This window comes from Hoyosella rhizosphaerae, assembly GCF_014643175.1.
GTDB lineage: Bacteria > Actinomycetota > Actinomycetes > Mycobacteriales > Mycobacteriaceae > Lolliginicoccus > Lolliginicoccus rhizosphaerae.
Genome location: NZ_BMJH01000001.1, coordinates 999,408 through 1,021,890, shown reverse-complemented (window position 1 = coordinate 1,021,890; position 22,483 = coordinate 999,408). Strand labels below are relative to the sequence as shown.

Here is a 22,483-nt window from a genome sequence, read left to right as displayed (position 1 = left end):
TGAGAAGGAACTCAAGTTTGCCGGTACCCTGAACGAGGCAATCGGCCGAGTCTTTTGACCACCACCCACTAGTGGCTACTACTTCAAGTGAGGACCAGCAGTGCAAACCCACGAGATCCGCAGGCGATTTCTCGACCACTTCGTCAAGGCAGGTCACGTGGAGGTGCCGAGCGCGTCTCTCATCCTTGACGACCCAAACCTGCTCTTCGTCAATGCCGGGATGGTTCAGTTCAAACCGTATTTCCTAGGCCAGCAAACTCCGCCTTACCCGCGTGCCACTAGCGTGCAGAAGTGCGTTCGGACCGGCGACATCGAAGAGGTGGGCAAGACTACGCGCCACAACACCTTCTTCCAGATGGCCGGAAACTTTTCGTTCGGCGACTACTTCAAAGAAGGCGCCATCACGTTCGCCTGGGAGCTCATCACCAAGTCCCAGGAAGAAGGCGGCTATGGGTTTGACCCCGAGCGGATCTGGGTTACTGCCTACGAACAGGATCCCGAGGCCGCAGAAATTTGGCGTCGCGTAGCCGGGATTCCAGATGAGCGCATTCAGTTCCGGGATGGCAAAGACAACTACTGGGACATGGGTGTGCCAGGTCCCGGCGGACCATGTTCCGAGATCTACTACGACCGTGGTCCGCAGTACGGCAAAGAAGGCGGCCCGATTGTCGACGAGGACCGCTACCTCGAAATTTGGAACCTCGTGTTCATGCAAGACGAACGCGGTGAATTGAGCCCCAAACTCGGCAACCCACCGGTGGGCGTACTCCCGAAGAAGAACATCGACACGGGCATGGGCGTGGAACGCGTCGCGCTGCTGCTACAAGGTGTCGACAATGTTTATGAGACGGACCTCGTACGTCCGGTCATCGAAAAGGCCGAGGAGCTCAGCGGTAGCCGCTACCACGTCGGCAGTGACGAAAACGATGTGCGCTTCCGTGTCATCGCGGATCACGCACGCACAGCAGCGATGCTCATCGCAGACGGTGTAAACCCCAGCAACGAGGGCCGCGGGTATGTACTCCGCCGACTTCTACGGCGCATTGTGCGCTCAGCTCGGCTACTGGGCGCAACTCAACCGGTGATGGCCGAATTCATGTCCGTCGTAAGCACAATGATGTCGCCTTCGTACCCTGACCTTGCCACGGATTTCGAGCGAATCGAACGGGTAGCCGTCGGCGAAGAAGCAGCGTTCCTACGCACGCTTGACACGGGCTCACGATTGTTCGAATTGGCAGCTACTGAAGCCCGCACAGCTGGGAAGACAACCCTCGCTGGCAGTGAAGCGTTTGCGTTGCATGACACCTACGGATTCCCCATCGATCTAACCCTTGAGATGGCAAGCGAAGCCGGGTTGAGTGTGGACGAAGAGGGATTCCGCACCTTGATGGCTGAGCAGCGGCAGCGCGCCAAAGCTGACGCCCATTCGCGCAAGCAAGCGCACGCTGACCAGTCGGTCTACAAGGAACTTCTTGACACGCACCCCACCGAATTCACCGGTTACACCGAGCTGAACTCCGAAGCCAGGGTTCTCGGCCTCATTCTTGATGGGCAGCGGGTTCGACATGCCACTCAGGGCCAAGAGATCGAAGTCATCCTTGACCGGTCGCCGCTGTACGCAGAGTCGGGCGGCCAGATGGCCGATATTGGGCGCATCACCGCAGCGGGACTCGCGCTGTCCGTGAACGACGTGCAGAAGATCGGCAAGAAGCTCTGGATCCACAAGGTCACCGTTGACGAAGGTGAAATCGTGGAGGGCAGCGACGTCCTCGCCCAGGTCGATCCGCAATGGCGCCGCGGCGCAACCCAGGGCCACTCCGGCACGCACTTGGTGCACGCGGCGTTGCGGCAAATCCTAGGCCCCAACGCAGTCCAGGCCGGTTCCATGAACAAGCCCGGCTACTTGCGGTTCGACTTTTCGTGGCAGGGCGGGTTGTCGGACTCGGTCCGGCAAGAAATCGAAGAAGTCACCAACGAAGCAATGCTCGCGAACTATCCAGTCAACATCTTTGAGACCGACCTCGCGAAAGCTCGCTCAATGGGTGCGCTTGCGCTGTTCGGTGAAAACTACGGCGACCGCGTGAGGGTCGTCGAAATGGGTGGCCCGTTCTCCATGGAACTGTGTGCAGGAACCCACGTCCACAGCTCCGCTGATGTTGGCCCAGTGACAATCCTTGGCGAGTCATCCGTCGGGTCTGGTGTGCGCCGCGTTGAAGCGTATGTCGGCATGGATTCCTACAAGTACCTCGCCAGGGAACGAGCACTTCTTGAAGGGGTAGCGGCGGCACTGAAGGTTTCGCCCGAGGACGTACCTACGCGAGTCGAATCACTTGTGGAGCGGCTTAAATCGGCAGAGAAGGAACTCGAAAAGCACCGCGCCGCCGCAGTCCTCGCGTCTGCTGGGTCGCTTGCAGCGTCTGCCGAACGCTTGGGCGATGTCCTGGTTGTTGCTCAACAAGCGCCTGACGGCATTGGTGCCGCAGACGTGCGCACACTCGTCGCTGACGTCCGTGGCCGCCTTGGCAGTGAAGCCGCCGTCGTTGCTTTGTTCAGCGCAAGCGACGGGAAGGTTCCATTCGTCATCGCAACGACGGAGGCAGCACGCGCCGTGGGACTGAAAGCAGGCGATTTGGTTCGCAATGTCGCGCCTCTCATTGAAGGCCGCGGTGGCGGCAAGCCTGACATGGCGCAAGGCTCAGGCTCTAATGAGGCAGGGATCGCGGCCGCGATAGCTGCGCTGCGCGAGTCAGTGTCCGCGAACGCGAAGTAATGAGTCGTATTAGGTATCGGAGACCGGCGTGACACACGACAGCATCACCCCAGACAGGCCAGGACCTGACGACCCCGGCCGTGGTCGACGAATCGGAATCGATGTGGGGTCAGTTCGCATCGGTGTGGCGGTGTCTGATCCAGACGGCATCCTCGCCTCACCGGTCACAACTGTGACACGCACATCGCGGGACACGGCTGATTTCCCAGAACTCGGCGCTATTGCTGACATCATCGACGAATATGGTGCAGTGGAAGTTGTCGTTGGGTTGCCCAGGACCTTGCGTGGCGAGCGGGGATCTGCCGCAGATATCGCGATTGACTTCGCTGGACGCTTGCAGGACAAGATCGAGACCGTGCCTGTTCGACTGGCAGACGAGCGACTCACCACAGTCGTTGCGCAACGCGATCTTCGTGCCAGTGGCAAGAAGGCTCGAAAACAGCGTGGCGTCATCGACCAAGTGGCAGCAGTGGGAATTTTACAGGGCTGGCTTGACGAGCGAAGGCGCCACCAACCCGCGATGGAGGATCGTGAGTGAGCGATAAAAGGGATCACCAAGCCGGAAACTCCGGACTGCCTGAGGGGCACGGTGACGACGATTGGGGTGTCACGCGTGCAGAACCTGAATGGGTAGGAGTAGGCGCGGGAACACCTCAACACGTTCGTCGCGAACGCGAGCGCGCCAGGCGGCGTAGACGTCGCCGCGGCATGGTGCTATTTCTCGTATTGGTGTTGCTTCTCGGCATCGGCGCATTTTTCATCGCGAAGTCGTTCATCGACGACCGTCGTCCATCACCAACTCCTGACTATGAGGGTACCGGTGTCAATGACGTCGTCATCAGAATCCAAGAAGGCGACGTCGGAACCGATATCGCAACCACCTTGGTTGAAAACGACGTAATTAAAAGTACTGCGGCATTCATGGGTGCAGCTCACGGACGTGACGAATTAGCCTCGATTCAGCCCGGGTACTACAAGGTGCGGACACAGATCCCTGCGTCGGTCGCAGTAGACATGCTGACAAACCCTGAGTTGCGCGTGGGAGCGTTCACCATCGCCGAAGGTCGCCAACTCGACGACATTGTCTCGACAACTGGCGCGGTGACGCCCGGAATCTACACCCTGATTGCCGATGCGACCTGCATCGAACTCGACGGAGAAAGCACCTGCGCGGACCCCGACGCGTTTAGGCAGGCAGTAGCCTCCAGTGACTTGAATGATTTGGGTGTACCCGAGTGGGCGCGCGCCGAAGTAGAACGCGCCGAGGATCCAGGGCGCCGAATCGAAGGCCTCATTGCGGCGGGACGATGGAATGTAGATCCATCAGGCAGCCCCACCGAAATCATCGCGGAATTGGTGACGCGCAGTGCCCGCGCCTACGAAGCCACTGGCATCCAACAAACCAGCGAGAGCATCGGCGTCACCCCGTACGAAGCCCTCATCATCGCTTCCTTAGTTGAACGGGAATCACAACCCGAAGACTTCGCCAAAGTTGCACGGGTAATCCTTAACCGCTTGGACATCGGGATGATGTTGCAGTTCGACTCCACGGTCAACTACGCACTCGACACGGTAGAGATCGGCACTACAGACGCTGACCGGGGCCGCGTGACACCGTGGAACACCTACGCAATGACGGGCTTGCCGCAGACCCCCATCAGCTCACCGAGCGTGGAGGCGCTCCGAGGGACAGAAAACCCCGAAGACGGCGAGTGGATCTACTTCGTGACGATCGACCTCGACGGTACGACGATGTTCACAAACACGTTTGAAGAGCACAACCGCTACGTGGAGGTCGCGCGTCAGAACGGTGTTTTCGCCAGTGGTCGCTGATAAACCAGTGGACGCTGATAAACCATTGGATGCAGATAGTGTGCGGCGCAGAGCGGCAGTGCTTGGAAGCCCGATTGAGCACTCCAAGTCACCAATACTGCACAATGCCGCTTTCGCCGCACTCGGGCTTACCGATTGGTCCTACGATCGCATCGAATGTCCAGCTGGATCGTTGGCTGCACTTGTTTCAGGCCTCGGCCCGGAATGGGTGGGGTTGTCCGTCACAATGCCGGGGAAGGTAGAAGCGCTCGAATTTGCCACCGAACGCACACCCCGCGCAGTGGCGGTGGGGTCAGCAAACACGTTGGTTCGCACTCCCACCGGTTGGCTCGCGGACTGCACAGACATCGATGGGGTCATTGGGGCGCTTCACGAACTTGGCGCTGACGACCTCACTGGGGGTCGCTGTGTCGTTGTCGGCGCCGGCGGAACCGCTCGGCCGGCGCTTGTCGCGCTGGCGAGCCTCGGTGTAACCGAAGTTGCATTGGTGGCTCGAGATCGCGACCGTGCCGCCGACACCATCGAATGCGGGCACAACGCTGGTCTGGATGTTTCGTTCACGGCTTTTTCTTCGATGGCAGACGTCGCCGCCCGTGCTGATGTCCTTGTCAGCACCATCCCAGCAGCGGCAATGGCACCATTCAGTGAAGCCGCAGCCGCCGCACCGCGTGTTCTTGATGTCATCTACAACCCGTGGCCCACACCGCTTGCTACCGCAGTCCAAGAGCGCGGTGGAAGCGTGGTGGGAGGGTTAAGCATGCTCCTCAACCAAGCTTACGGGCAGGTGGAGTTGTTTACGGGCAAGCCTGCGCCCAAGGCCGCGATGATGGCGGCTTTGGCCGCTGCAGACTAGAAACGCTGCACGGTACGGGCATGGGGTGGGTCACGCTCGCAGCGATTCCATGGATGGTTGCGCTTACCTTTTACGATTTTCGGTATCGCCGTCTCCCTAATTGGCTGACATTGCCTGGTGCGTTCGCGATTGTTGTGGCTTCAGCTATCGCCGGTCATGGGTGGGCAGCAATTATCGGTGGCGCCGCACTTGCTGCGGTGTACCTAGTGCCACACCTTGTGTCGTCCCGTGGAATGGGTGCGGGTGATGTCAAGCTTGCGGTCGGAATCGGCGCTCTGACCGGCGCTTACGGCCCCGCTGTGTGGTTTCTCGCTGCCGCTACCGCACCGCTGGTCACAGTGTTGTGTGGACTGGTTTTGATGGCGAAGTCGCGGTGGGGCAATGCGGCACGGAAGCGCGGGCGTATACGCTTACCCCACGGACCGTCCCTGTGCGGCACTGCCCTGGCCGCTATCGCTCTCGCGTATGCGTCGGGGCTCGCGTAGTGGGTGGGTGCGAATACCGTCCTGAATTCGTGGGAAGATGGAACACGTGCTGCGCTGGATAACTGCTGGAGAATCACACGGACCCGCACTCATGGCCATGCTTGAGGGCATGGTCGCCGGTGTCGACGTCACTTCGAATGACATCGCTGAGCACCTTGCTCGGCGCCGCCTCGGCTACGGGCGTGGTGCGCGGATGAAATTTGAAGCTGATCAAGTCACCATCCTCGGCGGTATTCGTCATGGAAAGACACTGGGTGGCCCCATCGCTATACAGGTTGGGAACACAGAGTGGCCGAAATGGGAGCAGGTAATGTCACCTGACCCCGTAGACGAAGCCGTCTTGAAGGATTTGGCGCGAAACGAACCACTCACGCGTCCTCGCCCGGGGCATGCCGATTTCGCTGGCATGTTGAAGTACGGGTTCGATGACGCCCGACCTGTGCTGGAGCGCGCAAGTGCTCGCGAAACGGCGGCGCGTGTTGCTGTGGGCACTGTTGCGCGGGTATTTCTGAAGCAAGCCCTCGGCGTCGATGTTGTGTCGCACATCGTGAGTATCGGTGCGGCTTGTACGGAGTCCGACGCAGTTCCGTTCGCAGAGGACCTTTCGGCGATCGACGATAGCCCAGTACGGGCATTCGATAAGTCCGCCGAAGAGGCCATGATCAAAGAGATCGAAGCGGCTAAGCGTGCAGGCGACACCCTCGGCGGTGTTGTCGAAGTTGTCGTGCATGGGCTCCCTATTGGTCTGGGCTCCTTCATCAGCGGTGATAGCCGACTCGATGCCCGCCTCGCCTCGGCTCTCATGGGCATTCAAGCCATTAAGGGTGTCGAGATCGGCGACGGATTTGAAACGGCGCGTCGCCGCGGGTCTGCCGCACACGATGAGATGACTCCCGGACCCGACGGCGTTCTTCGCCTCTCGAATCGGGCAGGTGGCCTCGAAGGCGGTATGACCAATGGTCAGCCGTTGCGCGTGCGGGCCGCGATGAAGCCGATTTCGACTGTGCCGCGTGCGTTGCGCACCGTCGACATGAGTACAGGAAATGAAGCCGTCGCGATCCATCAGCGTTCCGATGTGTGCGCGGTGCCTGCAGCGGGTGTCGTCGCAGAAGCAATGGTCGCACTTGTTGTCGCGCAAGCAGTTCTTGAAAAGTTCGGCGGCGATTCGCTCAGCGAAACGAAACGCAACATCACCACCTATCTTGCTGAGATCGAAGAACGCATGCAATGGCACGCTGACAACGCCACCGACGCGGGAGAAGCGGTCTGAGTGGCACCGAGAGCGGTACTGGTGGGTCCGCCGGGGGCGGGTAAATCCACCATTGGTCGGCGTCTTGCTTCCGCGTTGAAGGTGTCGTTCTTTGACACTGATGTGGCAATTGAGCGGGAAACTGGTCGAAGCATTCCGGAGATCTTCGCGACGGACGGTGAATCCGGTTTTCGTGCGATCGAGGAAGATGTCGTCGCACGAGCTATCGCTGAGCAGTCAGGCGTGGTGTCACTCGGTGGCGGTGCAGTGTTGTCGCCGGTCACGCAGAAGAATTTGAGTGGCGTCACAGTGATTTATCTTGAAATCAGTGTGGCTGAGGGGTTGCGGCGCACAGGCGCCAATAATTCCCGGCCACTGCTGGTGGGTGATGACCCGAGCAGTAAGTACCGCGAACTTATGCGCATACGACGGCCGATTTATCGCAATGTGGCGTCGATGCGGGTGCGGACGGAAGGTCGAAGCCCCGGACGTGTGGTGCAGTACATTGTCCGAAAACTAGAAAGCGAAAAGCCACGCGCCCGTTGGCCGAATTCGATGAGGCGCGAAAAACGAACAGAGGGGCAGCAGTGACTGAGCCGGTAAAGGTGGAAGTACGCACCGAACAGCCATACTCGGTGGTGATAGGTCGTGGTCTCCTCGGTGACATTGTGGAACAACTTCGCGGTGTGTCGACGATCGCTGTGTTTTATCAACCATCGTTGGCGAATACCGCGGAAGCGTTGCGGGCTGCGCTTGAAGAACAAGGCACGGATGCACACCGCATTGAAATTCCGGATGCTGAAGACGGTAAGGAACTTGCCGTTGCTGGGTTCTGCTGGGAAGTCCTGGGCAGGATCGGGTTGTCTCGTACTGACGCAATTGTCAGTTTAGGAGGCGGCGCAGCGACCGACCTTGCTGGTTTCGTGGCAGGAACGTGGATGAGGGGCGTGAAAATTGTTCATGTTCCAACCACACTGCTCGCGATGGTTGACGCAGCGGTGGGCGGCAAGACAGGCATTAACACTGAGGCCGGGAAAAACCTTGTTGGTGTGTTCCATGAGCCAGCAGGTGTCTTTGTAGACCTCGCGACGCTCGAAACATTGCCACGCAACGAGATCGCTGCCGGTATGGCCGAAGTTATCAAGGCCGGTTTCATCGCTGATCCAGTGATTCTAGACTTGATTGAAGCTGACCCTGAGCTAGCGCTCGATCCGACTGGTTCAGTTCTTCCTGAACTGATCAAGCGGTCCATCGAAGTCAAAGCAAATGTCGTGGCGGCAGACCTGAAGGAATCAAACCTCCGGGAAATCCTGAATTATGGTCACACTTTGGGCCATGCCCTGGAACGGCGTGAGCGATACAAGTGGCGTCACGGCGCCGCTGTGGCTGTGGGGATGGTGTTCGCGGCAGAGTTGGGCCGACTAGCTGGCCGTCTTGACGACGAGACCGCTGATCGCCATGCGCGAATCCTGAAGCTCATTGGTTTGCCAACCACCTACGACGCTGACGCGTTTGGTGACTTGATGGAAGGCATGAAGTCCGACAAGAAGAACCGCTCAGGCCTGTTGCGATTCGTAGTGCTCGATGGGTTGGCGAAACCAGGTCGACTTGAGGGACCAGACCCGACACTGCTCGCCGCTGCCTACTCGGTAATTGCGCGAGAAGATGAGAAGCCAAACTCGGGCGCAGTCCTGCTCTGAGTGGTTTCACCTAAGTAACTGCCGTAAACAAATGTTGCCGTGACACCAAGGTGTCACGGCAACATTTGGTTTCTAGTCAGCGGCGGTCGTCGCGCGCGTCTCCATCAACGATGTCAGCGCGTTCAGCTGCAAAGTCGTCGTCACGGTAGTCGGTCTCACTAAAGCTGGCATCCTGGTGGTCCGGGTGATCATGGTGGTGCACAGCCGTTCCAGCGAGACCTGGTCCGGTAGAAACCTTGACTGGTTCCTTCTGGTGATGCGCCACGACGTGGTGGCGGCCGTATTCGTCCTCTTCAACTGGTGGTGTGGAGCGACGTCGAGCACGGTCGCCAAGAAAGCGTCCGAGCATAATGCCTATGAGGGCCGGGATCGAGAGCAGAAGAATGAGGAAACCCGCACCGATCGTAAGTTCAACGAACAAGTTGAAGCCGCCGATACCCGGGATGGCGAAGGTGAGCAGCCACGAAACAAAACCGGAGATCACAGCACCGGCAGTCAGTGACTTCAGCCATAGGATTGTGAGGTCCGCACGGTCCTCTTCATCTTCAAACTCTTTACCGTCGCTGTAGCCATCAAGGAGCGGCCATACGAACCCGATGGCAAGGGCGACGATGAGCGCGATTGAAACTTGCGTTGAGCCGGATTCAGGCCAGGTATAGATGCCAATGCCTAGCAACGCTCGGATAAACGTCACAACGGCTGCGATGACCAGACCACGGATGAGCCACAAATTCATAGAATGAAGAGTAGCGGTAACTAAAACGTGATGTGTGACAACCCACAGGTATATGCCAATTTTTATCCCCATCACACGAAAAAATGTGATAGCCGAGGCTGGTGATTGTTAGTGGTGAAGGGTAGCGAGCCCTCCGGTGGGACTCAAGCACGAGGCAGATGTGCGCTGGAGGTATCCGGTCAAAACGGTCTAACGTGCGATCGTCTCCCTCATCATTTCGCGCCGATTGAGCGCACGTCACTGATCACACAGAGCGAGTGATGTAAATCACTGCAATTGGTTTGAGGGATTGGGGGAACAGCGTTGGCTGCTAGTGGAGGGAAAGTTGGTCGCCGGTGCCCGAATCGCTCACCCGTGCCCGAAATGCGTATCGTGGCGTTGTGGAAAACAAGTCGCTAGCAACTGACCCACACTCTCCTGGGAGTATCGACGTCTTTGCGCGACGAAGAGGTCAGCTCAGAGCCGAAATCGAAGCGCAAGGCGCCGACGCACTGTTAGTGACCAGCACTATCAATGTTCGCTATCTCACCGGGTTTACAGGGTCGCATGCTGCGCTGCTTGTCATGAGCGGCGCGATAGGCGGCGACCACGACGCAATATTGAGTACAGACGGTCGCTACACCACCCAGGTGCAGCAGCAGGCGCCCAATGTGCACGTAGAGTTCGCCCGGTTAGGTTCCGTGCATCTAGCCCAACATGCTGCTGCAGTAGGACTTCGCCGCGTGGCTTTCGAAAGTCATGTAACAACGGTCGCGCTGTTCAACAAGATTGCAGCAGTTGGTGAAAACGACTCGACAACAATTGAATGGATTCCAACCGAAGGTGCCGTCGAACAACTTCGCTGCGTGAAAGACGAGTTGGAGATTCGAGCCCTCTCGCAGGCGTGCGCTGTGGGCGATGCCGCGCTCGCCGACGTACTTGCGCAGGGGGTACTTCGACCCGGTGTCACCGAACGGTTTGTGGCTCGAGCCCTGGAAAACCTCATTTATGATCACGGCGGGCAGGCAGTGGCATTCGAAACCATTGTTGCGGCAGGTGCGCACTCCGCTATCCCACATCATCGCCCAACCGACTCGGTCATAGCGCCAGGGGACTTTGTCAAAATTGATTTTGGTGCTGTCGTTGATGGTTACCACTCAGATATGACTCGCACCTTCGTCGTGGGAGCACCGGCCTCTGATTGGCAACGCGAAATCTACGAGGTTGTCAGGCGTGCACAGGAAGCAGGGTGTGCGGCGGCAGTGGAGGGCGCAAGCACTGGGTCGGTAGACGCTGCGGCACGGGCCGTAATTGAAGGTGCTGGTTATGGAAAATTCTTTGTGCACAGCACTGGGCACGGGGTGGGGCTTGAGATACATGAAGCACCGTCAGTGGCGAAGAATGCCGACAGTAGACTACGCTGCAAGACTGCTATCACTGTGGAACCGGGCATCTATTTGCCGGGCCGCGGTGGTGTAAGGATTGAGGACACGCTAGTCGTTTCTGCCGCCAGTGAGGGGACCGCTTCCGAAAGTGGGGGTCCCGAGTTGCTCACGAAAACCAGTAAGCAACTCACTGTGGTGTAGGCACGTGGAATCAAAAGAGCCGAGCAATAAGACAGTAAAAAGACATTGACGACACTGATCATGAACGACACTGATCATGTGGAGATCTCGAACACATAGGGGAAACACGTCGTGGCGACGACTGCTGACTTCAAAAACGGGCTCGTCCTCAAGATTGAGGGCCAGCTATGGCAGATAATCGAATTTCAGCATGTCAAGCCTGGCAAGGGGCCAGCGTTTGTCCGCACGAAAATGAAAAACGTACTGTCGGGCAAGACTGTCGACAAGACTTGGAACGCCGGTGTCAAGGTTGAGCCAGCAACGGTTGATCGCCGTGACATGACGTTCTTGTACCGCGACGGCTCCGACTTCGTGTTCATGGATGGCCAGACTTACGAGCAGATCAATGTTACCGAACAGGTTGTGGGCGACAGCGCGCGCTTCCTGCTCGAAAACACTGTTGTTCAGGTTGCGATCCACGATGATTTGCCGCTGTACGTTGAGCTTCCGGTAACTGTGGAGCTTGTTGTTCAGCACACGGACCCAGGTCTTCAAGGTGACCGTTCCACAGGCGGTTCAAAGCCCGCAACACTGGAAACGGGCGCGGAAATTCAGGTGCCGTTGTTTATCAACATCGGCGACAAGCTGAAGGTCGATTCCCGCGATGGCAACTACCTCGGTCGCACGTGAGCACTAATCGCTTCAAGAAGCTCGGAGCTCGACACAAGGCTCGTCGGCGCGCTGTAGATCTGCTGTTCGAGGCAGAAGCGCGCAGCGAAGACGCACGAACCGTCCTCGGCGAGCGCGTTGCGCTTGCTCGCGATGAAGTGGTCGCGCCGATTGCGGAGTACACCCACACGCTTGTGGTTGGCGTGTCCGAGCAACGGGCACGGCTTGACGATGTCATTGCTTCGCACCTACATGAGTGGACGCTGGAGCGGCTTCCTGCAGTTGACCGCGCCATCATGCGCGTCGCGATCTGGGAATTGCTCTACGCAGTGGATGTTCCTGAGGTCGTTGCCGTGGATGAGGCTGTCGAGCTCGCCAAAGAACTGTCCACCGATGATTCGCCCGGCTTTATCAATGGCGTGCTCGGTCACCTTGTGCATATCGTTCCTCAACTCCGCGCTGCTGAAGGCCAGGCTGCGGCTCTAGCCGCGACAATCGAGGCTTCGGCGCAGGAATTCCGAGACGCACAGGCTGCTCAGGACGGTGCTGACGCTAACTCTGACGCCGCTGACGCTGCCGCTGACTCTGAAGATTCGGGTGTTCTTGACGCTGAGGTTGACTCCGGCGAGGTCGCCGCTTCGGGACAGGACGCTGAAAAAACGGACTCGAGCCAAGACTGGTAGAGTCACGCGTGCAGAGCGACATCCTTTAACGGTCCGTCCAGTGAGGCGGAGAAGGAGGTCTGGGTGCCCCCAGATGAATCGTCTGTAGCGGAGAACTCATCGTCCCCTCGTGGGGACGGTCGTGAGTTGCTCACCGCTGCAGATGTTAAGCGGACGATAGCGCGCATGGCGCATCAAATTATCGAGAAGACCGCGCTCGATCAGAGCGAACGCGAAAGCGCCGTTGTTCTTATCGGCATCCCGACACGAGGGACAACGCTTGCTCAGCGGCTTGCTGACAAGATCCTTGAGTTTTCTGGCGTTGTCGTGCCCGTGGGATCACTCGACACCACGTTGTATCGTGATGACCTTCGCAACAAGCCGCACCGTCCGCTTGAACGCACCTCAATGCCGCCCGGCGGTGTTGATCACTGTGCCGTCATACTCGTCGACGATGTGCTGTTTTCTGGACGCACTGTGCGTTCCGCCCTGGACGCTCTCCGCGATGTCGGAAGGCCACGTGTTGTTCAACTAGCCGTTCTCGTTGATCGCGGACACCGTGAGCTGCCTATCCGCGCTGATTACGTTGGGAAAAACATTCCGACTTCTAGGTCTGAGGATGTGTCGGTTTTGGTCAGTGAGCATGATGGCCGTGATGCCGTGGTTCTGAGGCCAGTAGGCGGGGCGGCATGAAACATCTTCTTTCAATTCAAGATCTGACACGCGATTCGGCAACAGATCTACTCGATGAAGCAAGCCGGTTCGAGCAAGCGCTCGCTGGGCGCGAAGTGCGCAAATTGCCGACGCTTCGAGGCCGCACGATCATGACGGTCTTTTACGAGAACTCGACCCGCACGCGAGTGTCGTTTGAAGTCGCGGGCAAGTGGATGAGCGCCGACGTGATCAATGTTGGTGTCAGCGCCTCCTCGGTCTCCAAGGGCGAATCACTGCGGGACACGGCCATGACATTGCATCGTGCAGGTGCGGATGCGCTTGTTGTGCGACACCCCGATTCCGGGGCGGCGCACTTAATTGCGGGATGGACTACCGCAGCGGATGGCACAGGGCCGTCCGTGATCAATGCCGGTGACGGCACGCACGAGCATCCCACGCAGGCACTTCTCGACGCATACACCTTGCGTCAGCGGCTCGGGGGACTGGACGGCCGTCGGGTGGTGATTGTTGGCGACGTCCTGCATAGCCGAGTAGCTCGATCAAATGCACTCTTGCTGTCGATGCTTGGTGCGGAGGTTGTTCTCGTCGCACCGCCAACATTGATGCCGGTGGGTATCGAAACATGGCCAGTAACAGTCGGATACAACTTGGACGCCGAACTTCCCTCCGCTGACGCGGTGATGATGTTGCGGGTGCAATCCGAACGCATGAATGGCGGGTTTTTCCCATCAGCGCGGGAGTACTCCATCACTTACGGGCTGAACGACCGGCGCCTGGCAATGTTGCGTGACCACGCGGTGGTAATGCACCCCGGTCCGATGGTGCGCGGAATGGAGATTGGATACTCGGTGGCCGATTCGCCTAAAACTACGGTGTTGGAACAAGTTACGAACGGTGTCCACATGCGCATGGCAGTACTCTTCCGTCTACTTGTGGGTGTGGAGGAGAACGTATGACACACACCGAGATTTTGCTGACCAATGTTGTTCTGTATGGGGACGGTGAGCGCACGAATGTGCTCGTCCGCGACGGTGTGATTCGCGAAATCGGCACTGACACGGCCGGGTCGTCCGACGCAGAGGTAATCGATGGTGCTGGGCGGATTTTGCTACCAGGCCTGGTCGATATTCATACGCATCTTCGTGAGCCCGGTCGGGAAGATACCGAAACAGTTGCCACCGGGTCCGCTGCCGCGGCGCTGGGCGGTTTCACGGCAGTCTTCGCGATGGCCAACACGGATCCCGTCGCCGACAGCGCGGTTGTGACTGATCACGTGTGGCAACGAGGTCAAGAAATTGGACTTGTTGACGTGCACCCAGTTGGCGCGATCACGGTGGGGTTGAAGGGCAAGCAGCTCACCGAAATGGCGTCGATGGCCAACGGCAAAGCACGCGTGAGGATGTTTTCCGACGACGGGGTATGTGTCGAAAACCCACTAGTGATGCGTCGTGCTCTCGAATATGCCCGCGGTCTAGGTGTGCTTATTGCGCAGCACGCAGAAGAACCGCGATTGACGGTCGGTGCTGTGGCGCATGAGGGACCCACAGCAGCTCGGCTTGGCCTTACTGGTTGGCCGCGCGCCGCCGAGGAAGCCATCGTTGCTCGTGATGCTCTTCTTGCGCGAGATTCTGGCTACCGCGTGCACATCTGCCACGCTTCGACTGCAGGCACTGTCGAGCTGGTGAAGTGGGCAAAAGCGCAGGGCATCAACATCACGGCAGAAGTTACGCCGCATCATCTCCTTCTAGACGATTCACGGCTCGAAACCTACGACGCTGTGAATAAGGTCAATCCTCCTCTTCGCGAGCAGTCGGATGTCCAAGCGTTGAGGTCTGCGTTGGCGGCGGGCATCATCGACTGTGTTGCCACTGATCACGCGCCCCATGCCGCGCAAGACAAGTGCTGCGGTTTCGCGCATGCGCGCCCTGGGATGCTCGGGTTGCAGACGTCGCTTTCGATCATTGCGGAGGTCATGGTCAAGCCTGGTCTCCTGACGTGGCGAGACGTTGCGCGGGTGATGAGCGAACGCCCTGCCGAAATCGTGCAACTCACTGATCAGGGCCGACCGATCGCGGTGGGCGAGCCAGCCAACCTCGCACTGGTTAATCCAGACGCCGAGTGGGCTGTTAAGAGTGATGAATTTGCGAGCTTGTCGACAAACAACCCGTTCGAGGGGATGGTTCTACCGGCAACGGTGGATCTCACGATGCTCAGAGGCAGAATTACCGCACGGGAGGGCACGGTGTTTCCGCTATGACACGTTTTTTGCTGACCGTCTTGCTGTTAGCGGTGTGGGCGCTACTTGTGTGGATGATGATCCGTGCATGGCGTCGGCGCGGCGAACTGCAAGAAGGGATTGTCGGTCCATTGGCGCCAATCCCATCGGACCTTGGCGACCCGGTTCTTGGCCCCAGCGAGGGCCTGTACGTCGGCTCTACGTTGGCTCCATCGTGGATTAACCGCGTCGCGGTGGGAGATCTTGGCGACAGAGCAAACTGCGAACTTCTTGCATTCAACGGTGGCATCCTGCTGGCCCGGCAAGGGGCGAGCGATGTGTGGATACCGAAAGACCAGGTCCTGGGACTTCGTACTGAACGTGGGCACGCCGGCAAGGTGATGTCTAAAGATGGAATTTTGATTATCCGTTGGCGCACGAGTACCGGCGCCGAGATCGACAGCGGTGTACGCGCCGTGGACAAACACGAATATCCGCAGTGGTTAGCACTGTGGACAGGGGACGACAGTACGTTGAAGAACGGAAAGAGCGGTGTAGACGAGTGAGCGAAGCAGCTCTCGTACTCGAAGACGGCAATGTATATCGGGGCCGCAGTTTCGGGGCAGAAGGACAAACTCTCGGTGAGGCTGTGTTCAGTACCGGCATGACCGGCTACCAGGAGACGCTCACCGATCCGAGTTATCACCGACAGATCGTGCTCTCCACAGCCCCGCAAATCGGCAACACCGGGTGGAACAACGAAGATAGTGAATCGTACGGCTCCAACGGCGCCGAAGACGCTGGCCCGGCGGGCAAGATCTGGGTTGCCGGATATGTGATTCGGGAATCAACTCGAGCCACGTCGAACTGGCGCTCCACTGGCAGCCTTGAAGACGAACTCGTGCGCCAAGGGATTGTTGGAATCCAAGGCATCGACACCCGTGCAGCGGTGCGCCACCTGCGCAATTTTGGTGCGATGCGCGCAGGTGTGTTCTCCGGCGACGCTCTAGCTGATCTTGACACAATGCTTGACCGAGTTCGCAACCAGCCCTCAATGCTGGGCGCCAACCTTGCGGACGAAGTGTCTACACGTACCGGATACACGATCGAACCTGAAGGCGAACCACGCTTCACTATTGTGGCGGTCGACCTCGGGATCAAGACGAATACGCCGCGCATGTTCGCGCAGCGTGGTTTGCGGGTCCACGTTGTGCCCAGCACAGTCACGCTCGAAGACATTCTGGAACTCGAACCAGATGGTGTCTTCCTATCGAACGGCCCCGGTGACCCAGCGACAGCGAACAACGCTGTGCAGCTCACCAAATCAATATTGGGCCAGCGACTGCCCCTGTTCGGGATTTGCTTCGGTAACCAGATCCTCGGGCGCGCATTGGGACTGTCAACGTACAAAATGAAGTTCGGCCACCGCGGTATCAATATTCCGGTCATTGATCACTCAACCGGCAAAGTCTCCATCACGGCTCAGAACCACGGGTTCGCGCTGGAAGGCGAAGCTGGCTACGAATTTGACACTCCATTCGGCCGAGCCACTATCAGCCACACGTGTGCTAACGACGGCACCGTGGAAGGCGTCCGACTGCTCGACGGGTCTGCTTTCTCCGTGCAGTACCACCCCGAAGCCGCAGCCGGACCACACGACGCCGCGTACCTGTTCGATCAATTCATCACGCAACTTGATGCCACCGCCAAGAAAGGCACTGTGTAATGCCACGCCGCACAGACCTCAACCACGTTCTCGTCATTGGTTCCGGCCCGATCGTGATTGGCCAGGCATGCGAGTTTGACTACTCCGGAACTCAGGCTTGCCGCGTCCTCAAAGAAGAGGGCCTACGCGTCACCTTGGTCAACTCCAACCCGGCAACGATCATGACCGACCCCGAGTTCGCCGACGCCACGTACGTCGAACCGATCACTGCTGAGTTTGTTGAAAAAGTCATCGAACGCGAGGCCGCTGAGGGCCATCCGATCGACGCCCTACTCGCCACACTAGGCGGGCAGACAGCCCTCAATACAGCTGTCGCTTTGCACGAACGTGGTTCGTTGGAGAAGTACAACGTCGAACTCATTGGCGCAGACTTTGAGGCAATCCAGCGCGGAGAAGACCGCCAGAAGTTTAAGGACATCGTTGCCACCATCGGTGGTGAATCAGCACGCTCACGTGTCTGCTACACCATGGACGAATGCCGCGACACAGTAGCCGAACTTGGCTATCCCGTTGTCGTGCGCCCAAGTTTCACCATGGGCGGGCTTGGTTCAGGGATGGCGTACAACGAGGAAGACCTCGTACGCATCGGCGGCGGCGGGTTGTCGGCATCTCCGACAGCTAACGTGCTCATCGAGGAGTCAATCCTTGGGTGGAAAGAGTACGAACTCGAACTGATGCGCGACAGTCGCGACAATGTTGTGATCGTGTGTTCCATCGAGAACTTCGACCCGATGGGCGTGCACACAGGCGACTCCATCACGGTCGCCCCTGCGATGACGCTCACCGACCGCGAATACCAGCACATGCGTGATGTGGGCATCGCGATCCTGCGTGAAGTCGGCGTCGAAACCGGCGGATGCAACATTCAGTTCGCCGTAAATCCCGACGATGGGCGCCTCGTCGTCATCGAGATGAACCCACGCGTATCACGGTCTTCCGCGCTGGCGTCGAAAGCAACTGGGTTTCCGATCGCCAAGATCGCTGCGAAACTGGCGATTGGGTACACACTCGACGAGATCGTCAATGACATCACCAAAGAAACACCTGCATGTTTCGAACCAACCCTCGACTACGTCGTCGTCAAAGCCCCTCGGTTTGCTTTTGAAAAGTTTCCCGGGGCTGATGCAACGCTGACAACCACGATGAAGTCCGTCGGTGAAGCTATGTCCCTTGGGCGCAGCTTCCGTGAGGCTCTTGGCAAGGTTCTGCGGTCGATGGAAACCTCGGCCACGAGCTTCTGGACCACCCCGGATGCCGAGTTCGACAGTCTCGAAGCGCTTCTCGAAGACATCCACGTCCCGCGCGACGGTCGCATCTACCGCGTTGAGCAGGCTCTTCGAATGGGCGCAACCCAGGAGCAGGTTGTCAAGGCGACATGGATCGACCCGTGGTTCATCGCCGAAATCGCGGCCCTGGTAGAGCTGCGTCAGGAAGTCCTCGACGCACCAGTACTTGATGCCGGTTTGTTGCGGCGCGCGAAAAACAATGGCCTCTCAGACAGGCAGATTGCGGCCTTGCGCCCGGAACTCGCAGGCGAAGCGGGCGTTCGGGTGCTCCGGCATCGTTTGGGCGTCCGACCTGTCTACAAAACCGTTGACACCTGTGCGGCAGAGTTTGAGGCAAAAACGCCCTACCACTACTCCACATACGAGCTTGACCCTGCAGCTGAGAGTGAAGTCGCACAGCAGACTGAACGTCAAAAGGTGCTGATTCTGGGTTCCGGCCCGAACCGTATCGGGCAAGGCATCGAGTTTGATTACTCGTGCGTCCACGCCGCGATGACACTAACGCAGGCGGGGTACGAAACCGTCATGGTGAACTGCAACCCAGAGACGGTGTCCACGGACTATGACACCGCCGACAGGCTCTACTTCGAACCCCTCACACTTGAGGATGTTCTCGAGGTCTACAACGCGGAAAGCGAATCAGGAACCGTCGCTGGTGTCATTGTGCAACTTGGTGGACAGACTCCGCTGAAGCTCGCAGAGAAGCTACAGCAAGCCGGAGTTCCCATCGTTGGAACAACTCCAGCGGCGATCAACCTCGCTGAGGACCGTGGCGAGTTTGGTGAGGTCCTCAACAACGCCGGGCTTCCTGCTCCTAAGTTTGGTACGGCAACGAGTTTTGCTCAGGCACGTGCTGTGGCTGCAGGAATTGGTTACCCCGTTCTTGTGCGCCCGTCCTACGTGCTTGGTGGGCGCGGCATGGAGATTGTGTACGACGAAAAGTCCCTCGAGGACTACATCTCTCGCTCCACTGAACTGACTGCGGATCACCCTGTGCTGGTCGACAAGTTCCTCGATGACGCCATCGAGATCGACGTTGACGCTCTGTGTGACGGCACTGAGGTGTACATCGGTGGAGTTATGGAGCACATCGAGGAAGCTGGAATTCATTCCGGTGACTCCGCGTGTGCTTTGCCTCCCATCACCTTGGGCCGGTCAGACCTCGAAGCGGTGCGCAGGTCAACAGAGGCTCTCGCAGCAGGAATCGGCGTTAAGGGCCTGCTAAACGTGCAGTACGCCCTTAAAGACGACACCCTGTATGTGCTTGAGGCGAACCCTCGTGCGAGCCGCACGGTTCCGTTCGTGTCGAAGGCCACCGCGGTGCCGTTGGCGAAGGCTGCGGCGCGTGTCATGCTGGGCGAATCCATTCAAGACCTCCGCGACTGTGGGCTGCTCCCAGCTACAGGCGACGGCGGCACGATGCCGGTGAACTCTGCGATTGCGGTGAAAGAAGCTGTACTTCCGTTCAATAGGTTCCGTCGCGCTGACGGCTCAGGAGTGGATACGCTACTGAGCCCAGAGATGAAGTCGACGGGTGAGGTCATGGGCATTGACGCTGACTTCGGTACAGCGTTCGCGAAGAGCCAGTCAGCGGCTTACGGGTCCCTGCCTACTGAGGGCACCGTGTTCGTTTCGGTTGCAAACCGCGACAAGCGTTCGTTGGTGTTCCCTGTCAAGCGGCTCGCAGACTTGGGCTTCACGATTCTTGCGACGCAAGGTACTGCAGAGATGTTGCGCCGCAATGGAATCCCATGCACTGAGGTTCGGAAGCTGTCTGGCGAGAACCTTGCCGAAGGGGAGCGGACCATTGTCGATCAGATTCGCGATGGCGAGGTCGACATGGTGATCAATACGCCGTATGGCAACTCTGGCCCGCGTGTGGACGGATACGAAATCCGCAATGCGGCTGTAGCCACGTCGACTCCTTGCATTACGACCGTCCAAGGTGCTGCTGCCGCGGTTCAAGGTATTGAAGCACTGCGGCGGGGTGACATCGGTGTGCAGCCGCTTCAGGTACTCCACAAGGTGCTGCGCGGATGACACCATTTGGTGAGCGCTTGTGGTCGGCGACTGCGGAACGGGGCGCACTGTGCGTCGGGATCGATCCGCATCCACCACTGTTGCGCTCGTGGGGACTTGACGACACTGTTGGAGGGTTGCGGGCATTCAGCGAAATCTGTGTTGAAGCCTTCGGTGACCTAGCGGCTGTCGTCAAACCTCAGGTGGCGTTTTATGAGTCCTACGGTTCGGCGGGACTCCAGGTTCTCGAAACAGTGACGGGTGAACTCCAACAGCGGGGCGCTTTAGTGTTGGCAGACGCTAAGCGAGGGGACATTGGTTCGACGATGGCTGCTTATGCACGTGCCTGGCTGAGCGATGGGTCTCCGTTAGCGGCCGATGCCGTCACTGTTTCCCCTTACCTAGGTATTGGGTCGCTAGATCCCGTGTTTGAGGCGGCATCGGCGTCGGGGCGTGGAGTGTTCGTGCTTGCGGCGACGTCGAATCCGGAGGGGCCGCAGGTTCAACGTGCAATATCAGATGATGGCCGTACCGTCGCACAGTTGATTGTTGACGAGGTGGGGTTGCGCAACGCCTCCCCGCGCGGATCGTTTGGCACCGTTATTGGTGCAACGGTGGCTGACCCACCAGACGTATCGAAGCTCTGTGGGCCGATACTTCTCCCTGGAGTTGGGGCCCAAGGCGGTACGCCTGCGGACGTGGAACGCGTGATGGGGGAGCATCGAAGGGCTGCGCTCCCTGCGGTTTCCCGTGAGGTACTCAAGCATGGTCCGTCGGTCGCCGCGCTGAAGTCCGCTTTGTCGGAGTTCGTGGATTCGTTTGCTTTCCTGACGAACTAAATATTGTGATCTGCGCCACAATCTGGGCTGTGGAAAGTGCTCGAACGTAACAAATTCTTGTATTTCCCCAGCGTGTCGCCAAGTTTGATGCTGTGTTCGCCTAGATGCGCGGTATGGTCGAGGCGCATTTGAAGTGCGTGAGACCGACACACGCGCCCTGGTGGCTTCGCGTCACATGGGCAAACTGTGTACGGTCGCTCTCGCCGCGTCCTCGCGGTGAGATAAACGATTGTAAATGAGACGGAGGAATCGTGGCCCTTCCCCAGTTGACCGATGAGCAGCGTGCTGCTGCTTTGGCGAAGGCAGCAGAAGCGCGCCGGGCCCGGGCGGCGCTCAAGGACCAGCTCAAGCGTGGAGGAACCGACCTCAAGCAGGTTCTTACCGACGCCGAGACTGATGAAATCCTTGGCAAGATGAAGGTTTCAGCGTTGCTGGAAGCTTTGCCGAAGGTGGGCAAAGTCAAGGCTAAAGACATCATGACCGAGCTCGAGATTGCGCCTACGCGCCGCCTCCGTGGCCTTGGTGATCGTCAGCGCAGGGCTCTTCTGCAGCGCTTCGACTTCGAAGCCTGAGAGTGATGTGTTCGCTGTCGTGAATAAAATCTCAGAAGGCAATACGTCTGACGAGGTGTCGACAGCACGGCGGAGGGGCAAGCTAGTAGTTCTGGCTGGCCCCTCCGCCGTCGGCAAGTCCACGGTGGTGCGGCGGTTACGCGACGAAGTGCCGAACCTGTGGTTCAGTGTTTCTGCGACAACACGTGCACCGCGGCCGGGAGAAACTCCAGGCCGGGACTACCACTTTGTGAGTCGCACTGAGTTTGACCGCATGATCGACGACGCTGAACTTCTCGAGTGGGCTGAAGTCCACGGGGGCCTTCAGCGATCGGGCACCCCCAAAGCTCCGGTAGACCACGCTCTCAGCGAGGGTTTGCCTGTTCTTCTCGAAGTTGATCTCGCAGGTGCACGCGCGATCCGCGACGTTCTCCCGGAGGCACAACTCGTATTCCTTGCGCCACCCAGTTGGGACGTGCTGGTTTCCCGACTTTCCGGTCGTGGCACCGAAAGCCCCGAAGTTGTGGAACGCAGATTACGTACGGCAAAAGAAGAACTCGCAGCTCAGGACGAGTTTGACCATGTCATCGTTAACGACGACTTGGAACTTGCGGTCCAACAATTGGTACTGTTGCTGACCAGGGAGTGATTCTGAAGCCGAGTACGGCTGC

At 58.6% G+C, this 22,483-nt stretch carries 21 protein-coding genes; 20 read left to right on the top strand and 1 reads right to left on the bottom strand.

Annotated elements, in window-relative coordinates:
• Window positions 1–100 precede the first annotated feature (100 nt).
• The 8 genes from alaS to aroB are packed head-to-tail and all read left to right on the top strand — an operon-like array spanning window position 101 to window position 8,890.
• Window positions 101–2,770 (top strand): alanine--tRNA ligase, encoded by a 2,670-nt coding sequence (alaS, locus tag IEW73_RS04760; RefSeq protein WP_188671158.1) that lies wholly within the window; start codon window positions 101–103, stop codon window positions 2,768–2,770.
• Between the two features lie 28 nt (window positions 2,771–2,798).
• Window positions 2,799–3,308 carry a Holliday junction resolvase RuvX gene (gene ruvX, locus IEW73_RS04755; RefSeq protein ID WP_188671157.1) on the top strand — a complete coding sequence of 170 codons (510 nt, stop codon included), beginning with the start codon at window positions 2,799–2,801 and terminating at the stop codon, window positions 3,306–3,308.
• Complete coding sequence (locus IEW73_RS04750) at window positions 3,305–4,603, top strand: endolytic transglycosylase MltG (protein ID WP_229675757.1); 1,299 nt, start codon at window positions 3,305–3,307, stop codon at window positions 4,601–4,603. Before ruvX ends, IEW73_RS04750 begins: the two co-directional genes overlap by 4 nt.
• Entirely contained in the window at window positions 4,593–5,456 is an 864-nt protein-coding gene (locus tag IEW73_RS04745) for a shikimate dehydrogenase (protein ID WP_229675756.1), read from the top strand. Before IEW73_RS04750 ends, IEW73_RS04745 begins: the two co-directional genes overlap by 11 nt.
• 20 nt (window positions 5,457–5,476) lie before the next feature.
• Window positions 5,477–5,941 (top strand): prepilin peptidase, encoded by a 465-nt coding sequence (locus IEW73_RS04740; protein ID WP_188671155.1) that lies wholly within the window; start codon window positions 5,477–5,479, stop codon window positions 5,939–5,941.
• A gap of 46 nt (window positions 5,942–5,987) precedes the next feature.
• On the top strand, window positions 5,988–7,211 hold the full coding sequence (gene aroC, locus IEW73_RS04735; protein WP_279345066.1) for a chorismate synthase: 1,224 nt from the start codon (window positions 5,988–5,990) through the stop codon (window positions 7,209–7,211).
• On the top strand, window positions 7,212–7,781 hold the full coding sequence (locus tag IEW73_RS04730) for a shikimate kinase (RefSeq protein ID WP_188671151.1): 570 nt from the start codon (window positions 7,212–7,214) through the stop codon (window positions 7,779–7,781).
• Window positions 7,778–8,890: a 3-dehydroquinate synthase gene (aroB, locus tag IEW73_RS04725; RefSeq protein WP_188671148.1), complete on the top strand. Its 1,113-nt coding sequence runs from the start codon at window positions 7,778–7,780 to the stop codon at window positions 8,888–8,890. The genes IEW73_RS04730 and aroB overlap by 4 nt, the downstream gene beginning before the upstream one ends.
• Before the next feature lie 76 nt (window positions 8,891–8,966).
• On the opposite strand, the gene IEW73_RS04720 is transcribed toward aroB, so the two are convergent.
• Complete coding sequence (locus IEW73_RS04720; protein WP_188671146.1) at window positions 8,967–9,626, bottom strand: B-4DMT family transporter; 660 nt, start codon at window positions 9,624–9,626, stop codon at window positions 8,967–8,969.
• A gap of 380 nt (window positions 9,627–10,006) precedes the next feature.
• Here IEW73_RS04720 and IEW73_RS04715 point away from each other — a divergent pair, with 380 nt between their 5' ends.
• The 12 genes from IEW73_RS04715 to gmk all read left to right on the top strand — a co-directional run bounded on the left by IEW73_RS04715 (window position 10,007) and on the right by gmk (window position 22,461).
• Complete coding sequence (locus IEW73_RS04715) at window positions 10,007–11,191, top strand: M24 family metallopeptidase (protein ID WP_229675755.1); 1,185 nt, start codon at window positions 10,007–10,009, stop codon at window positions 11,189–11,191.
• Between the two features lie 111 nt (window positions 11,192–11,302).
• Entirely contained in the window at window positions 11,303–11,860 is a 558-nt protein-coding gene (gene efp / locus IEW73_RS04710; RefSeq protein WP_188671144.1) for an elongation factor P, read from the top strand.
• On the top strand, window positions 11,857–12,522 hold the full coding sequence (nusB, locus tag IEW73_RS04705) for a transcription antitermination factor NusB (RefSeq protein ID WP_188671142.1): 666 nt from the start codon (window positions 11,857–11,859) through the stop codon (window positions 12,520–12,522). The genes efp and nusB overlap by 4 nt, the downstream gene beginning before the upstream one ends.
• Before the next feature lie 63 nt (window positions 12,523–12,585).
• Window positions 12,586–13,194, top strand: a complete 609-nt coding sequence (pyrR, locus tag IEW73_RS04700; RefSeq protein WP_188671140.1) for a bifunctional pyr operon transcriptional regulator/uracil phosphoribosyltransferase PyrR — start codon at window positions 12,586–12,588, stop codon at window positions 13,192–13,194.
• Complete coding sequence (locus tag IEW73_RS04695) at window positions 13,191–14,132, top strand: aspartate carbamoyltransferase catalytic subunit (RefSeq protein WP_188671138.1); 942 nt, start codon at window positions 13,191–13,193, stop codon at window positions 14,130–14,132. The genes pyrR and IEW73_RS04695 overlap by 4 nt, the downstream gene beginning before the upstream one ends.
• Window positions 14,129–15,433, top strand: a complete 1,305-nt coding sequence (locus IEW73_RS04690) for a dihydroorotase (protein ID WP_188671136.1) — start codon at window positions 14,129–14,131, stop codon at window positions 15,431–15,433. The genes IEW73_RS04695 and IEW73_RS04690 overlap by 4 nt, the downstream gene beginning before the upstream one ends.
• Window positions 15,430–15,957, top strand: a complete 528-nt coding sequence (locus IEW73_RS04685) for a PH-like domain-containing protein (RefSeq protein WP_188671134.1) — start codon at window positions 15,430–15,432, stop codon at window positions 15,955–15,957. The genes IEW73_RS04690 and IEW73_RS04685 overlap by 4 nt, the downstream gene beginning before the upstream one ends.
• Window positions 15,954–17,117 carry a glutamine-hydrolyzing carbamoyl-phosphate synthase small subunit gene (gene carA, locus IEW73_RS04680; RefSeq protein ID WP_188671132.1) on the top strand — a complete coding sequence of 388 codons (1,164 nt, stop codon included), beginning with the start codon at window positions 15,954–15,956 and terminating at the stop codon, window positions 17,115–17,117. Before IEW73_RS04685 ends, carA begins: the two co-directional genes overlap by 4 nt.
• Window positions 17,117–20,443 carry a carbamoyl-phosphate synthase large subunit gene (gene carB / locus IEW73_RS04675; RefSeq protein ID WP_188671130.1) on the top strand — a complete coding sequence of 1,109 codons (3,327 nt, stop codon included), beginning with the start codon at window positions 17,117–17,119 and terminating at the stop codon, window positions 20,441–20,443. The genes carA and carB overlap by 1 nt, the downstream gene beginning before the upstream one ends.
• Entirely contained in the window at window positions 20,440–21,261 is an 822-nt protein-coding gene (pyrF, locus tag IEW73_RS04670; protein WP_188671128.1) for an orotidine-5'-phosphate decarboxylase, read from the top strand. The genes carB and pyrF overlap by 4 nt, the downstream gene beginning before the upstream one ends.
• Before the next feature lie 251 nt (window positions 21,262–21,512).
• Window positions 21,513–21,833, top strand: a complete 321-nt coding sequence (gene mihF / locus IEW73_RS04665; RefSeq protein WP_188671126.1) for an integration host factor, actinobacterial type — start codon at window positions 21,513–21,515, stop codon at window positions 21,831–21,833.
• A 28-nt stretch (window positions 21,834–21,861) separates the two neighbouring features.
• On the top strand, window positions 21,862–22,461 hold the full coding sequence (gene gmk, locus IEW73_RS04660; RefSeq protein WP_188672906.1) for a guanylate kinase: 600 nt from the start codon (window positions 21,862–21,864) through the stop codon (window positions 22,459–22,461).
• Window positions 22,462–22,483: the final 22 nt, after the last annotated feature.